At 50.9% G+C, this 16,108-nt stretch carries 12 protein-coding genes; 2 read left to right on the top strand and 10 right to left on the bottom strand.

The features are described from left to right. Positions 1 to 66 precede the first annotated feature (66 nt). Together J2Y43_RS28590 and J2Y43_RS28585 are read right to left on the bottom strand one after the other, a co-directional pair. Positions 67 to 1,479 (bottom strand): RagB/SusD family nutrient uptake outer membrane protein, encoded by a 1,413-nt coding sequence (locus J2Y43_RS28590; RefSeq protein WP_309990631.1) that lies wholly within the window; start codon positions 1,477 to 1,479, stop codon positions 67 to 69. 90 nt (positions 1,480 to 1,569) lie between these two features. Beyond that, complete coding sequence (locus J2Y43_RS28585) at positions 1,570 to 4,716, bottom strand: TonB-dependent receptor (protein ID WP_309990629.1); 3,147 nt, start codon at positions 4,714 to 4,716, stop codon at positions 1,570 to 1,572. 306 nt (positions 4,717 to 5,022) lie between these two features. Between J2Y43_RS28585 and J2Y43_RS28580 the strand changes: the two genes are divergently transcribed. Both J2Y43_RS28580 and J2Y43_RS28575 read left to right on the top strand, forming a co-directional pair. Next, positions 5,023 to 5,478 (top strand): nucleotidyltransferase domain-containing protein, encoded by a 456-nt coding sequence (locus tag J2Y43_RS28580; RefSeq protein ID WP_309990626.1) that lies wholly within the window; start codon positions 5,023 to 5,025, stop codon positions 5,476 to 5,478. Further along, positions 5,465 to 5,911, top strand: a complete 447-nt coding sequence (locus J2Y43_RS28575) for a HepT-like ribonuclease domain-containing protein (protein WP_309990624.1) — start codon at positions 5,465 to 5,467, stop codon at positions 5,909 to 5,911. The genes J2Y43_RS28580 and J2Y43_RS28575 overlap by 14 nt, the downstream gene beginning before the upstream one ends. Positions 5,912 to 6,293: 382 nt before the next feature. Here J2Y43_RS28575 and J2Y43_RS28570 read toward each other — a convergent pair whose 3' ends face one another. The 8 genes from J2Y43_RS28570 to J2Y43_RS28535 form a co-directional block, all read right to left on the bottom strand. Further along, positions 6,294 to 7,892 carry a DUF5060 domain-containing protein gene (locus J2Y43_RS28570; protein ID WP_309990622.1) on the bottom strand — a complete coding sequence of 533 codons (1,599 nt, stop codon included), beginning with the start codon at positions 7,890 to 7,892 and terminating at the stop codon, positions 6,294 to 6,296. 2 nt (positions 7,893 to 7,894) lie between these two features. Continuing rightward, positions 7,895 to 9,406, bottom strand: coding sequence for a glycerol kinase GlpK (locus J2Y43_RS28565; protein ID WP_309990620.1), 1,512 nt, complete (start codon positions 9,404 to 9,406; stop codon positions 7,895 to 7,897). 94 nt (positions 9,407 to 9,500) lie between these two features. Next, a complete protein-coding gene (locus tag J2Y43_RS28560; protein ID WP_309990616.1) occupies positions 9,501 to 9,845 on the bottom strand; it encodes a hypothetical protein in 345 nt (114 codons plus the stop codon). Positions 9,846 to 9,874: 29 nt separating this feature from the next. Next, on the bottom strand, positions 9,875 to 10,093 hold the full coding sequence (locus tag J2Y43_RS28555) for a hypothetical protein (RefSeq protein WP_309990612.1): 219 nt from the start codon (positions 10,091 to 10,093) through the stop codon (positions 9,875 to 9,877). A 117-nt stretch (positions 10,094 to 10,210) separates the two neighbouring features. Beyond that, positions 10,211 to 12,556: a DUF5703 domain-containing protein gene (locus J2Y43_RS28550; RefSeq protein ID WP_310226696.1), complete on the bottom strand. Its 2,346-nt coding sequence runs from the start codon at positions 12,554 to 12,556 to the stop codon at positions 10,211 to 10,213. A 20-nt stretch (positions 12,557 to 12,576) separates the two neighbouring features. After that, positions 12,577 to 13,467: a sugar phosphate isomerase/epimerase family protein gene (locus tag J2Y43_RS28545; protein ID WP_309990606.1), complete on the bottom strand. Its 891-nt coding sequence runs from the start codon at positions 13,465 to 13,467 to the stop codon at positions 12,577 to 12,579. A gap of 10 nt (positions 13,468 to 13,477) precedes the next feature. Continuing rightward, positions 13,478 to 14,566 carry a sialidase family protein gene (locus J2Y43_RS28540; RefSeq protein WP_309990604.1) on the bottom strand — a complete coding sequence of 363 codons (1,089 nt, stop codon included), beginning with the start codon at positions 14,564 to 14,566 and terminating at the stop codon, positions 13,478 to 13,480. 44 nt (positions 14,567 to 14,610) lie between these two features. Further along, the gene (locus J2Y43_RS28535) at positions 14,611 to 16,074 is read right to left on the bottom strand and encodes an MGH1-like glycoside hydrolase domain-containing protein (RefSeq protein WP_309990602.1); all 1,464 of its coding nucleotides are present in this window, start codon (positions 16,072 to 16,074) and stop codon (positions 14,611 to 14,613) included. Between the last annotated feature and the right edge of the window lie 34 nt (positions 16,075 to 16,108).

Here is a 16,108-nt window from a genome sequence, read left to right as displayed (position 1 = left end):
TATGAGTTCAGGGAACGACACCAGACTCCTAAACTTTCAACTCATAAACTCTACACGCACAAATTCCTAATACCCTGCGTTCTGCGTGATTTTGGCGTTTTGGTCCCTGACAATGTTCGGGATCGGGAAAACGAGCTTGCTCTGCGTCACGGGCTTACCTTTCGCGGTCAAAACATCGACTGCGCGATTGGTACGCTTCAAATCGAACCATCGATGGAACTCAAATGCGAGCTCCACGCGGCGTTCGTGCTCTACGGCCAATGCCACGGTATTGTATTTCGCGGGATAACCGGCTTCTCCGTAAAGCGGTAGTCCGGCGCGTTTGCGTACCTGGTTCAGGTAAGTAGCGTCGCCGGTCGCTTCCGAGAGCAGCAGCAGCAGGTCTGCATAGCGCAACACGATGAAGTTGTTATTGGCAGCGATGTTTTGGTTAATCAGTGGTGCAGTTTTATCCTGCCATTTTTTAGGAAATTTTGCTTTGGTAAAATTCCCTTTTGCATCGGTAAAGCCCGTATCGATAGAAGCTTCGCGGCGGCCATCCCCTTTCTCGTACTCACTCCAGATATCTTCCACGACCTGGTTCATACCCGCGCCGTAGAAGCCCAATGCATTGGAATTAGGGAAAAATTCGAGATAGTAATTGCTGTATGGCGAGGTCGCCGAGCCGCCCAGAAATTGGATTTCAAAGATCGATTCTTTCGTGTTCTTGGTTTTGGCATCCCAAAGCGAAGCATACGCAGGCAGCAAATCGTACTGCTTGCTGTCGTACACTTCTTTGAGCTCCTTCACCCCATTAGCTTTGTCGCCGGTTGTGAGGTAAACCTTCCCGAGCAACGTCTGCGCCGCCCCCTTTGTGGCCCTGCCGATAATGGCTGAAGTGGCCGGGAGTTTGGATTTTGCATCGGCGAGATCTTTCGTGATTTGCGCATAGATTTCCGTGGCAGGGGTGCGCAGGATATCGTAGGCTTCGGCCGCGCTCACCGGCCGTGTTACCAGCGGCACATCACCCCAGAGCTGAACCATATTGAAGTAGTACAGCGAGCGCAGGAACAGCATTTCGCCTTGCGTTTGGGCTTTGTAGGTGGCATCAAGGTCGGCGTTCCCGATTTTATCGAGAATGATATTGATGTTGTAGATCGAACGGTAAAAATCCTGCCAAAACTGGTACACCATCGTATTCGCAGGCGCAAGCGTGTAGTCCCGGAACTGCCACTTATCGGCCTGGTTACCCGAAATGTTGTAGATCGTCACATTGTCGGACATCAGTTCACCCGCATAGGAAACAGGGCCTTGCGGATGATACACGGTGTAAAGCGTATTGTAGGCCGCATTAACCGCGAGGTCGAAATCCGATTTGGTTTTATAAAAATTCTCAGCGCTGGGGTTGGATACCGGTGCTAGTTCGAGGAATGAGTCCTTGCAGCTCCAAGTGCCTGCTATTAAGGCTGCTAAGACTATCGTTTGGATGTATTTTTTCATTGCTTTAATATTTTGGTTTGCCACGAAGACACGAATTCTCACGAAGGCCTTCCTGCTTCGCTATCCGCCGCTGCGGTGCCTTCGCGGCATTTAAAAGTCAGCTTTAATCCCAACAGTAATCACCCGGGGCAGCGGATAAGATCCGTAATCCACTCCTTGAAATGCGCCCGGCACAGGCGCGTTGCCGCTGCTGTACGACCCGGCAGTTTCCATACTCGAAGAGTAGGAAGTAGTGCCGTAAGTGGTATTTTCCGGATCGTACCCGATGTATTTGCTCCACAAATGCACATTCTCCGCATTCACATACACCCGCGCGCCGCTCACTTTCAGCTTCGAAACCCATTTCGCAGGCACCGCGTACGACACGCGCACGTTCCGCAGCCGCACGAAAGATGCATCCTCGACCCAGTAAGAAGAAAACTGTTTCTGCAACCCGAGGTAATTCACCGACGGCTTGAAGTGCTTTCCGTCACCGGGATTGCTCTCCGACCGCCAGTAGTTGTACATATCGGCAAAGAAATTCCGCCCGTTGTCCCAGGTGCCGAGGTAGCGTACATTGTTATTGGCAATCTCGCCGCCGAATGAGCCCTGAAACAGGAACGACAGCTCGAAGCCCTTGTAGCCCACCGTGTTGGTAATACCGGCAGTAAAATTCGGCTGATAGTTACCCAGGATCGTCCGGTCGGCATCGCTGATCTTGCCGTCGCCATTCACGTCGCGCACCTTCGGGTCACCCGGTGTGGTGCTGGCATGGTGCGGATAGGCATCGATTTCCGCCTGATTTTTGAAAACTCCGTCGAAAATGTAGCCATAGAAGTTCGAAACCGGCTGGCCGACTTCGGTACGCACGGTCACGACGTTGTCGACATACTGGATCGGCGCATTGCCCGGGCCGAGTTGCAGCACTTTATTGCGGTTTCTGGAAATATTGAAATCCGTTGTCCAGGTCACCGCGCCCGTCAGGTTTTTGGTTGAAATATTCAATTCCACGCCACGGTTGCGCATTTTACCGATATTGGTCAGCTGGGTAGAGAAACCGGTAATGTCAGGCACAGGCACAAAGAGCAGCATATCGCGGGTGAGCGAGTTGTAATACTCCGCCGAAAGGTTAATACGGTTATTGAAAAGGCCCAGATCCACACCCACATTAAACTGGTTGGTCTTCTCCCATTTCAGGTTCGGGTTTGCCAGGCTGCTTACTTTCAAACCATTGGCCAGGTTAGAGCCGTTTACGTACTGCGCCGCCGCCAACAGACTGATCGCCCCGTAGTTGGGGATCTGATTGTTACCCGTCACCCCATAGCTCGCACGGAGTTTCAGGTTATTCGCCGCCGTCACGCCCGACATAAATGCCTCATCCGAGAGCAACCAACCTGCCGACACCGAAGGAAAATATCCCCATTTGTTATTTTCGCCAAAGCGCGACATCCCATCGCGGCGTAATGCTCCGGTCAGGAAATACCGGTTTTTGAAATTGTACTGAACCCGCGCCAGGTACGAAAGCAGCGACCATTCGCTGGCGGTCGTGTTACCGGCCGTCACGGTTCCTGCATTGAGCGTATGTACGAGATCGTTCGGAAAATTATTGGCAGCCACGTACATGGTTTCATCGCGCTGCTTCTGGCTCGTGTAGCCTAGCAAGCCGGTGAATGCATGCTCACCAAACTTCTTATCGTAAGTCAGGGTATTTTCGCTCAGCCAGTTCAGCATGTATGCATCACTCGCATTGCCCTGCGCAGCCAGTACCGCCGAATAGCCGTATTTCTGTTTATCGTTCCAATAAAAATGGCTGCGCATGTTGTACAGGTTACCGCTCAGACTGGTACGGAACCGCAGCCCGTCGATGAACTCGTATTCCAGGTAACCCGTCGCGAGCGTGTTGAACGATTTGCGCCCCTTATCAACCTCGCGCGTGAGCGAGTACGGGTGCCAGAGGTTCATATCGGCGTATTGCGTGAACCGGAACCATGTCGAATTCGGATCGCGGAAACCCAGGTTACCGTTTTCATTGTAAACCGGGAAAATCGGATCGCTTTGCAAACCAAGGCTGATCACGTCGCTTTTGCCTTGCGTACCTTCCGTGCGGTCGAAAATGGAAGTTATACCAATATTCAGACCTGCGCTAAGCCGCTTGGAAATCTGCGTTTTGAGATTCGAACGAAGCGCCAGGCGTTTGTAGTAGTTCGCATCCAAAACTGCCGTTTGGTCCAGATAAGCGCCCGAAAACATGTACTGGGTCTTCTCGGTGCCGCCGGTCACGGTTACTTGTGCATTAAACGACGGCGCGGTACGGAACATCACATCCTGCCAGTCGGTACCTTTTCCGAATTGCTGCGGATTGGTCGTAAAGTCCTCCGGAATACGCAGCGTTGCCGGGCGGGCGCTGTTTGGATCGCTCGCATTGCCGCCTTGCGCCGTCCATGCATTGTTTTTGGCATCGATATAGGTCTCGATATACTGCTGCGCGTCCATCATTTTGACACGGCGCGTCACCTTCTGCGAACCATATTCAACGTTCGCACTCACGTTCACTTTGCCGGGCTTACCGGTTTTGGTCGTCACGATAATGACCCCACTCGATCCCCGCGAACCGTAAATAGCAGCCGAAGACGCGTCTTTCAGCACTTCAATCGACTCGATGTCCTGCGGGTTAATCAGGTTCAGGTTAAAGTTTTCAAGCGGCACACCATCCACCACGATCAGCGGGCTCGTACCTGCGGTGATCGAACTGATCCCGCGGATTTTGATCACCGGCGACGCGCCCGGCGCACCCTGCGACTGCGAAATATTTACCCCAGGCAGCGTTCCGGCCAGCGACTGGCTAACGTTACTGAATGAACGATCCTTAAATTTGTCATAATTGACGGAAATCACCGCGCCCGTCACCGCCCGTTTGCTTTGCGTTCCGTAGCCGACCACTACCACTTCTTCCAGCGATTTGTTTTCAGGCACAAGCCTTACACCGATGTCGGTACGGGCGCCGACGGTTTCCTCCACAGATTTGTACCCCACAAAACTGAATACCAGCACAGTAGCCTGATCCGGTACGTCGATCTGGAACGCTCCGTCCGAATTGGTAGTCGTTCCACGCTGCGTACCCTTGATCACGACGCTCACACCCGGAAGCGGGTCGGCGTCGCTTACACCCGTTACCCTGCCCTTCACGGACAGCGTCTGCGCATGTACCACCGGGACTACCAGCAGACACACCAGCATGATGCGTAAGAGTTGTTTCATAAACATTTCAAACGATTAGGGAAGAAGTGATTTTCTTTTTCTTTCTTTTATATTCTAATTTTTACGAAAAGTAGGAACTATTTTATTTATTAAGAAACATTTGTAAATATTTTCTATCTTATTTTTATAAAAAGTTGTTTAAAACCAGTTTTATACACTTAGAGGCTCACAGGGCCGCCATATAGCGACCTCCAAATCGAATCGAAACAGACTACATCCGAAAGCATAAATAGGACATCAGGAAAATTAATGAAAAGAATAACAGGGCGATATTACATTGAAGCGCCCTATGCGTAAGGCTCTCGAATGATCACATTTCTTTCGCCCGGCCCCCTGCTCTGCCGCGCATTTGCCTCCAACTCGCCTACAAATGGATTGGAAGTTGACTTTAAAGGCGGGCAGGATGCGGGGAGGCGTATTTTGAGGAGGTTGGGAGAGGCAAAACTTGATGGACAATTTGGTATATTTGAAAAAATAGCCGCCATGAGTATACAAGAACTTGAAGCGATACTACGGAAGGAACGAATTTTCGAAGAGTTCGGGATCAGCAGATTAGGGCTGTTCGGATCGTTCGCACGCGGTGAAAAGTACCATGACATCGACATTCTGTTGGAGCAAAATATGGAATATCGAACGCGGGAAAAATTAAAGGAAAAACTGCAACGGATTCTCGATATAAAAGTGGATCTCGTACCTGAGAAATTCGCCGATCCAATCATTGTCTATCGCGCTCGCCAAGATCTGAAATATGTCACACGCTAGCTCCAAGGACCTTTTGCCCCTGCTGATCATGCTGGAATCAATTGGTAAAATTGAGGTCTATACAGTTGGGTTCAACAATGCGCTCCATTTCTTTCAAAATGATGACCAGATGCATTTCAATGCAAGCCTGCTCCTCCTGATTAACATTGGAGAACAAGCAAACAGACTATCCGACAACCTTCGCGACAAGTATAAAAACGTCCCGTTTCAACAGATTCGGGGACTTCGCAACCGTGTAGCACACGACTACACAGGTATCGACTATGAAATGGTATTCGACATCATAAAAACGGACCTGCCTCCACTTAAACCCAATCTGATTCTGTTAATCCAAAAAGAAATAAGTGATGGAGTTTTCGACAAACAAGAGTTGAATGCGGCACGGCAAAGTCCCTTTTACAGGCATGTAGATTTCACGGAGTTTACTCTTTAACACCCTCTCCTTCTTCAATCTTCTTCACAGGACCTATCCACTCTCTTCCTCCAATAATTAGCCAAAATCGCCCCGAAATATTCATCCAGGGGATAAATAGAGCTGCCGCAAGTTCGACGGTGCCCAGTTTTCCCATGGTACCGGCAAGCCCGGATGCCATTCCCCCGTTCTGCAAACCGACTTGCAAGTATTATCGCGCCCCGCTGAGCGCTGCGCCAATCGGAACAATCACGATCTTGATGATTTTCATCATCATACCCAGAAAGCGGATATGTATGAGGGTTCCAGCCAGGATTTTCATGAGTAACGGGGCAAAAAAAGACCGGACATGATCCGGTCTTTTTAATCCTTTACTATCTATGTTAACCAATCAAAGTCGTGATCATTCCAGGTACTCTTTAATGCGCAGCGCCAGATAAGGCGTCGCCGGCAAGCGGATCGACGTTCGCTTCTTGTCATAAATGCGGTAATCGTTGGTTTCGGCGATTTCGAAAACCTCCGGGCGCTCATCGATCGTCATATGCCAGGTATCGATTACTTCTACCTTAAACTTCCGCCCCGCCTTTGGCCCTCCTTTGCGCGGCAGACTGAATTCCCATTCCGGTTGCATATTCTTGCCCAGATACACCAGGTAATAGCTGCTATCGGCACGCGAAGTATGGTGATCTTTCCAGGGATCCGACAATTCCAAAGGCCCTGGCGCCTCTTCGAGTATCTTCCTCAGAAAACCGATCCGGGCCGGGCTGCTACCGATAAGCCGGCCGCCTTTGGCCCAGAAAATCGTATCACCTGCATTCTTGTACGTCTCTCCATGGGTCACGTAAGTGCCCGCGATCACGCCCTGCCAGAAAGCCTCGGTCATTTCCTCGCCGCTCAAATGCCCCCAGCGCTGCTGCAAATCGCCTTCATAGCACACCTCATCGTACACCATCGGTTTAAAAAACACATCCCTGAGCAGCGTCGCGCGGCCGAAGTCCTCTACTGTCGAGCCATTTTGGATACTCACATGTGTAAACTCCGGCTTCCAGTTGTCATAATAAACGCTCCCGTTGTGGATCGAACAAAGGTGACCATATGGATCTGCATTGACCACGGCTTTGGTATATACATCCCAATCCGCGCGGGGTTTCGTTTTCACATAATCGAATTCGTTGGCTAACGACCACCATACATTCCGGAATGACGCCAAACGGGCCGTCAGGTACCGGATATATTTGAGGTCGTTCTCTTTGCCAAGACTGTCAAATCCCCAATGACCCTTATCATACGGGTGAAAAACAATGATGTCTGCCTCAATGCCCAACTTTTTCAGATCATCGATCCGTTTTTCCAAATGCTGAAAAAAAGCCGGCTCGAAGCGTGAGAAATCCCATTGGAATTTCGGTTTCCCCTTTGCATCCTTCGTTTCCGCCTTTTTCACATAGGGGTAATACGGCGGCTCGTTTTCTACATGTGCGTAGTATTTTGGAAAAACACACATTCTTACCTTGTTGAACGGCGCATTGGCGAGCGTTTTCAGGGTAATTTCCTCCAAACCTTCCGGCTGGTGCGTCCAGGCGTACAATGTCGTCCCGAAAGGATAATACCGCGTACCGTCGGCATATTTAAAATGATAGGTATCAGCCACTTGTACAGGGCCATGGTTGTCCTTACCTGGTTCTATACAAGAAAATGCACCGGTTTTGCCATTCAGCGATTTGCTGGAACTGATCGTCCTGTACTTCCACTCTCCGACCTTTTGAGGCATAAAACGCACTTTATACTGCCCGTTTCCGTCGTAGAATCCGTCCACCTTGATCTTTTCAGTCCCATTCGAAAACTCCGCCGACAAGTTGACGTCCGCAAAAGGATTGCCGGTTTGCGGGCCTGCCAGTGTCAACTCAAACCGCTCCCAGCGTTCCACGCGTGCAGCCGCCCGATCCTGCCCAAAAACGGAAAGCGAAAACACAAAAAGCACACTAATTAGATAAAGAAACTTCATGATCAATGTGTTATGTAAACTTGCTGCATAGCACCAACGGCCTCCTGCCAGCCCCGATAGCTCGCTTTCACCGCCTCATTGGCAGCGTTGGGCAGTATCGATGAATGGCCCGCACTCAATTTTTGCAAATGGTCGATGTCAGGATAAACACCTGAATACAAACCCGAAAGATAAGCCGCACCCAAGGCCGAAACTTCGGGAAAGCCCAGGTTTACGACCGGCTTTTCGAGCAAATCGGCCAGCATTTGTACGACGAAAGAATTAGAAGTTAACCCTCCGTCTATTTTCAATTCCTCCAACGCAATGCCGGTGTCCGACTCCATCGCCACGATCACATCCTTGATCTGAAAAGGGATAGATTCCAGTGCCGCCCGCACGATATGGTTTTTGTTTGCATTAAATGTCAGACCGGTAATGGACGCTTTCCGGTTCATATCCCAGTGCGGAGCACCCAGCCCGCTGAACGCCGGTACGAGGTAAACACCGCCGCTATCACCGACAGAACGCGCCATGGGCTCTGTCTCCCGGACGTCGTTAAACAGCCCAAGGTGTGTTTTAAGCCATTCGATCGTCGCGCCGCAGGTCACAATCACGCCTTCCAGGGCGTACTCGACCCTGTCGCCTGCGCTCCAACCGATTGTCGTCACCATTCCCTGCTGTGACGGTTTCGGCTCGCGGCCTATATTCATCAGGATCGAAGAACCCGTTCCCAACGTCGCTTTGGCAATTCCGGGGCCGAAGCACCCTTCCCCGAAGGCCGCGGCGTGCGAATCACCGATCATCGCGGTGACCGGCACAGGGTCGGGCAACAAACCACCAAAGTCCGTCTCTCCGAAATACGAGGAAGACGGCTGAATGTCCGGCAAATGCAACCCGTCCAGTCCGAATGAACGGATGATCTCTTCATCCCATGACAATGTTTCCAGATTAAAAAACAAAGTGCGCGATGCGTTGGTGTGATCGGTGAGATAGGCTGCCCCGGCTGTTAACCTGTAAAGCAGCCAGGTGTCTACCGTTCCAAAAAATGCATTACCCTGCACGATGGCGGCCTTTACAACCTCATTGTAAAGATTCAACCAAATCACTTTCGAGCCAGAAAAGTAGGGATCTGCCAGCAAGCCGGTCTTTTGCCGGATCATTTCTTCCAGTCCAGCCGCACGCAATTGCTCGCACACTGTCGTCGAGCGTTTGCACTGCCACACTACCGCCTGATGCAGCGGTTTTCCATCCCTATCCCAAAGCACAAATGTTTCGCGCTGGTTGGAAATACCGCACGAACGGATATCCCCTATACGTCCACCCTTCGCCGTGAAATCGGCCACACATTTGGCTACCGACGCTAACACATTCTCATAAATTTCCTGTGGGTCCTGCTCCACCAAACCGCCATCGAGATACATCGTCTGCAAGGGCTCGTTACCCCGCGCCACTACTTTGCCTTTCTCGTTAAAAATGACGGTTTTAGTACTACTCGTACCCTGATCGATCGCCAGAACAAATGGGCCGTTCAACATTCCGCAAGCCTTGTTTTGAACTTGTTAAACCATTCTTTATTCACTAAAACAAAGAAAAGAAAAACAATCGAAAACAAAACTAAAAAATATTGATTTATTCATGCGATATATTGCCTTTGGTGCAATTTTCGGACTGCGAGTTCACCAATCTAAACCTCGACACAATACTTTTGATCGCAACCAAGCTCATCATCAGTCCGCCCAAAACAAGAAATCCCAAATCTGTCTTCAAATCAGGAAGGCAAATTGTTGCATCAAACGACATGCAAACAATTTTCACCGCAGAACAAATTGCGATGAAGTCAAAAAAAATGATGGCAACCTCTCGCTCATGCAAATTCTGAATACCGTGCTTAATTGTCGCAAACACTACATATGATAAACAGCCAATTAAACTAATTGCCATCGAAATGACATACGGGTTAAAGTACTTTTCCATACAATCATCAATAGTATCAATGATCGTGGCTAATGGCAAATAGTTTTTTTCTCTGGACCTTTAAGCGGCGTTGTGTCCTTAGATTTGATAGCTCCTTCTGCCTTTTTATCAAACCAAAAACCAAGGCCCACCCCTACCGCAAAGCCTGCAATCGCTCCCATAGGGCCCAGGAGTGTGCCAAAGCTTCCAATAGCCGTTCCAAAAATAAGTGGCGTAGCAAGTTCATATTTTTCAGGATTACTATTCATGACTCAGTGCGTGGTTTAAGTTTGACAGACGATTTATGTAATGCCAAAGCTAGCACTATTCCATATCCATCCCAAGCGATGAATCCAATTTAAACGGTTATAAACGTTTGCTGTCGCTTAAAACCGACTAACCTCACATTTAGAGCAAATTACATCCCCTTTTCGGCGCTCCGGGGTCACTTTCAAGTTCACCATTTTACCCGCTTTCCATTCTCCTTCTACCGTCGTATTCTTGGGCGCATGGAGCTTGAATTGCACATCCCAGTCATCGGGCCAGGCAGGTAAAATGTAGATGGAATCCCCGGAAGTTTGCATCAGCATTTCCTGCATGCCGACCATCCCGGATCCACCCCAGTTGTGATCGGGTACCCAGTCGTGGCCCGGCCCCCAAAATGCGGGAAAACGACGGCCGGAGTCCTGCAATTTCCTGATCGTCAACCCGGCAGCTTCTTCGGTAAGCCCCAGTCGTGCGCAAAAGATGTTGTCCTGGTGCCAGCTGGTGTGGTTGCGATTTTTGATGGCTTCGGTATCGTACTTCCACGTATTGACGGCGGTTTCCAGGTCGGGCTTTCCGATGCCGTAAATGCCGTAGGGAAATACCGGGTACAACTGCGGGATTTCGGTGTTCTGAATGCGTTCCCATGCTCTCGCAGGCGCGATCGTGCGATGCCCCCGCATTTCGCGGAAACTCAATGGCGGGATCCGGCTCAACATCTCCCGCCAGTACTTGCGCTGCGCCTCGTTACCGTACTGTGAAGGTAGCGTGAGCATTCTGGCCAGCACCGTTTGTAGGCCAGCCACAGTCGTGGTGGAATTGTAGGCCATTTTATAGGTTTCGGCCGCGCTGCCCGGAAAAAGCACCAGATGGCCGTTCTGATCCAGCTTCGCAGCGCTCCGTTGAGCGGCCAGGTATTGATAATGCTCATCAAAAAATACCACACAGCTTTCAATTAACGGGAGATAACGTGAAATATCTGCGCCGGTAAAATGCTGCTGGTCGAGGATCATCAGGCAAAATTCCAGCGAGGTGTCCCAAAGATATTCCAGCCACTTGTTGTACTCCATTCCCGGGTCGTAACCGGCCGGGCGTTTCGACGTGTACTCGGCGTAGTTGGGCAGACCGAAGTTCTCGATTTGCTCGGTAAACGAAGCGCCTTTATGGCCCCAGTAATGCTGCGTACGGGTTTCCGCATTGGCTAAAATGCGCAGATAGAACTCAAATTGCGGCTTCATCATGTCAAAATCACCGCTTTTGAGCATCGGCCAGTAAACAAGCCGCTGGTTTTGCGCAGTAAAAATACCTCCGCCCCAATTGCGGTGATCGGCTGTGAAATGGTAGGAAGTGTCTACAAAAACCGGGTCGTACGTGAACAGTCCGCCGTTGAATTTCGTCGGATAGGTACCGAACGCATTGCACCCGAGCATGTAACGGAAAAGTTGATAGTTGCGTCCCACCTGCCAAACCGGCGAAGCACTATCTTTTTTGCTCACATTCAAAGCGATATGGCTCCGTTGCCAGTATTGCTTCCACCATTCTAGCGTTTTAGTCCGTGCCGTTTTCGCCTCAGTCGTCGCGGCGGCAATGGTTTCCGAAAGGCCCTTTCTCCAAATCGAAATGTCCTTTTGCTGATCCGTATGTAAGTAAATGCCGACCTGAATGCTGCGTGAAGGCGATTTGCTTTTCAATCCAAACCCTTTGAAAGCCGCATCAGCATACCGGCCCGTTGCAACCTTCGGTTCGGCGACCATGTTTTTGCCTGTCATCCAGCCACCATAAGTCAGGTTTCCCAGCGGGTTCCAGAGTTTCGATTTCACGGATTCCAGCTTCTGCTGACTCACAATTGCATCAAAAATCGTAGAATCACGGTTCTGATGATAAAACAACACGCCATTGCCTTCGAATTTGATGCTATCCGGGAATACCGGCACTTGCGGCGCAGCCCATTTGTACGAACTGGCACCTCTTGCATTACCTTTCAGCACAGCAGGTTCCGTTCGCCAGCTTTCGTACCAGGTTTGTGCCGAAACCGGGCTGCTGCCATCGATATCCACATGCACCACCGGTTTGAAAACATCCACCCAAATCTTTACCGTCGCTCCCAGCTTGCCTTTTTTTCCCGAAACCTCCACATAACCCTCCCGCAACTTCAACTCCTGCTGAAAGTACCCGCCAGCCTCGAATGGGTTCGGAGAAAGCCTCACACGTACGCGCCCGAGCTTGGGAATTACATTACTTTCATCAAAAACGCCGCTGCGCGAGATGTAGAACAATAAATCGCCCTTCTCTACCCATACATTCAACCCGATATCACCGCCTCCGCAGGGCATCGACTCCCCCGAATTAAGGCTCTGGCTCGTCCATTTCAAGTTGTACTGCTCCGGTGAAAACCCCTGCGCAAGAGTAGGCAATACATTGAAAACCAGCAACAAATTCAGTATATACCGACAGAAGCCATGAGTCATGAAATGGCAGAATGGGAGAGTCACGACTGAAAAACGGTTTTCATAAAAGCGGTGTTGGCGCTAAAATTACCTTTTACATCGCGCGGCTTGCTTGCGTCGCGCGAGCGCTCGATCACGAGCCATCCTTTCCAGCCCATTTTGTCGAGTGTGGCCTTCACTTTCCGCATATCGAGCCGTGTATTATTTTGAAGCCATACACCGTCTTCGTCGGTGCAATGGATCTGGCAAATGCGGTTTTTGCCCAAAATGCGCAGCTCCTCGCACAAGTCTCGGCCCTCTTTGAGCGGGTTCGAGAAGTTGAAATAGATCTGAATGTTTTTAGAACCGACTTCTTTCAGCAACTCCACCTCCCCTTTTGCATCCAGCGCAGTTTCAATGCCAATGACCACGCTCGCCTTCTCAGCCATTTTACCAACTGTTTTGAGCCTTTCCACAATCGCAGGCCGTAATTCCGGATTTTTAACCAGATCTCCCTGAATGCCCAGCGGCAGAAATGCAGTTTTGACACGCATTTGTTTCATAGTCTCAATGCAATCTTCTACCATTTTTTCGGCGCCGTCCCGCTTCGCAAACGATTGTGCATAAAAGCCGGTCATCGCGAGCGAACAGATTTCCAGGTTCAACTCCTTCGCTTTGTCAAGATATTGCCTGCGTACAACCGGGTCCGCGAGCTTGTTGTCGAAAGTCGGCCGGTCGCCCAGGCCGCCCATATCCACTTCCAGGCCATCCGCCCCTATTTCATCCGCCAGTGGTAATGCGCTCAGCTTTTGCCTTTTCAGGATCATCAGGTCAATCACGGCAATTTTGTACCGCGACTTTTTCGCCATGCGGGGCATCTCTATCGCCCACGACGAAAACGGCAACGCCGCCATTCCGGCAGCGCAGACATTCAGAAAATTTCTTCTTTTCATGATCTCAAACTCAAATAGGCCACTGTTCCTCCACGATCGCCTTGCCTTTGAGCTTCGACGGATCGATTTTCACGTGCTTGATACGCTGACGGCGCCAGGTGTACACAATATGCACCATGCCGTCGGCCGTCTGGATCACCGACGGGTACGAATACTGGCTGATCGGCGAATCTTCCAAAACCAGCACCGCCTCCCAGTTTTTACCATCCTTGGACACAGCCACATTCAGCGGCGTACGCGGCCCTTTTGGCTGACCAGCCGGCGGCTTTACGTGATTGTAAACGAGCAACTGCCGGCCATCCTTCAACGTCACGGCATCGGTACCCGAGTTGTTGTTGGGCAGTGTCGAGGGCACCACCTCCGACCACGTCTTGCCTCCGTCTCTCGACCAGGATTCGACGATCGAGCGGCTCTGGCTTCGGCAAAGGATTTGCATATCGCCGTTAGCGTAGGTTAGCAGGCTCGGTTGAATGGCTTTGATCGTCTTCCCATCGTTCAACGGGCCTACCTTCCGCCAGGTTTTGCCAAAATCGGGCGTCACCTCGAAATGCAGGCGCCAGCCATGCTCTCCCTCTGTGCTCGACGGACACCAGAGTTCACCGTTCGCTAACAGCACCGGCTTGTTTTTCACAGGGCCCAGGTACCCTTCCTGCAACTCCGTCGGTTTCGACCAGGTCTTGCCATTGTCTTTCGATGTAATCAGGAAGCCTTTCCAGCCCGCCACATTCGGCCCCACTTTGTAAAAGAGCATCAGGTCGCCCTTCGGAATCTGGTATAAAACAGGGTTCCAGCACGCGTAGCGGAGCTTGTCGTTCACGATACCGTTCGCTGCCTCCACCGGCGCCGTCCATTTATCATTTTCCAAACGGCTTACCCAAATGCCCACGTCGGGATTACGCTCTTTGGTCCCGCCAAACCACGCCGCTACCAGCCCGGCAGGCGTTTCGGCAATCGTCGAAGCGTGACTTTCCGGGAAAGGGGCTGTTTCAAAAATGTTTTCATCGACGAGGATACCGTCTTTAAAGTTCTGTGCATTCGCGCGCAACGTCAAAAGTGCCGCGGAGCCGCATAGCAACCATTTTAGTAATGTTCTTCGCATGGGTCTGTGCATTAGAGATATAGGTTAATGCTGCAATGCAGGGTTTATGGGTTAATTAAAATTCTTGAAATCCGGTCGGCCGAGCCCGCTTTTTTGCCATTCACAAATACCTGCAAGCCGCTTCCTTTTTTATAGTGGCTGCCGTCGCGGTCCCAAAGAATGGTGATCCGTTTGCCGTGGTAATGCACATCGTCGAGGCAAAACCAGTCCCATTTATCCTGTGGTATAAGCGGGTTCACCTCGATCACCTCATCCGCACGCGGGCGCAGGCCCACGAGGCCGGTAATAATCAGGTCGTTGAATGTCGAGTGGTTGTAGTAACGGCTCCGCTCCTGGTCCCCTTTGAGCCAGTAACCGGTCTTTTCGTCGAGGTATTCACCGATGTACGGCTTGCCGCGGTAGTACTGCGATTCCACATATTTTTCCAGCAATCCAAAATAGGTCGTATCCGCCAATACTTCCGGTTTAGGTGCATTGAGTCGGTTGGCGAGGCCGGTCAGCGTTTGCGCGGTCGCAAACGGCCACACGGCACCGTCCCATTCGCATTGGCAGCAGCCATGCGTACGAAATTCCGGGTGCCTCCGTTCGGCGGTAGTTAGGCCGAATGGCGCATTAAAACCCTTCGGGTCCGACACCTGTTTCCAGGCCGCATCGTACTTTTCATCAGGTATGTTGAAATACCACGGAATGAACCCGATCGCTTCTTTCACGCCCGCAAAAGGTCCTTTGCCCCGCTTCTTTACCGTTTCAAAAAAGGCGCTGTCGGCATTCCATAACTTGCTATCAATAAGCTGTTTCAAGGTATCCGCTTTACTTTCATAAAACCCGCTCATGGCGTGGTCGCCCTTCAATGCTGCCATGGCCGAGAGCGCTTTGGCATTACCATACATATAACTGTTGATGGTCGGGCGTGCATTCTGCTCCCTGCGGCCGCCACTGAGCGACTCCTCCATACCATCTTTCACGTCGGTTTGCCAGAAAAGACCGCTTTCCGTGCGGCGGTCTTTTTCCCACGCTTTGTATTCCGAGTCGAGGTCGGGCAGCATATCGAGCAGGAATGCCTTGTCCTGCGTCACTTTATATCGGTTGTACAATGCGTCGGCGGTCCAGCTGCTGAAATTGAGCAGCTTTTTCATTCGCCCGCCGTCGTTCCCGCGGAACCACACGTGCACATTGTCATTCAGATAACGCTGATCATGCAGCCAACGGCCTTCGTAAATATGATGGCCGAGGGCGCAACTGATCATATTGTATTTATCTGCATAATTCCTGTCGACCAGAAACTCGGTGATCACAAAGCCCTGCGGCGTGTTATGAATGTGCTTGCGGTAAGTCCACCAGCGGTAGTAATAAATCTCGCGGAAATTATCCTGCGGACAGTCGAACAGCGGAATATTCGCCTTCATCCAGTCCCACGACTGTGCATTCGGGATCGCATTCACCTTGTTTTCATCCTCCATCCGATTGAAATAGGTCACGTGGTGTTTGTAATCCTCCGCTTTCAGCACGGCAGGCCCGGTTGCTTTTCGCGCGCAACCCGTC

It is taken from the genome of Dyadobacter sp. BE31, from assembly GCF_031457695.1.
Taxonomy (GTDB): Bacteria; Bacteroidota; Bacteroidia; order Cytophagales; family Spirosomataceae; genus Dyadobacter.
The sequence above is the reverse complement of the archived record's forward strand: the minus strand, read 5'-3'. Positions and strand labels throughout refer to the sequence as shown.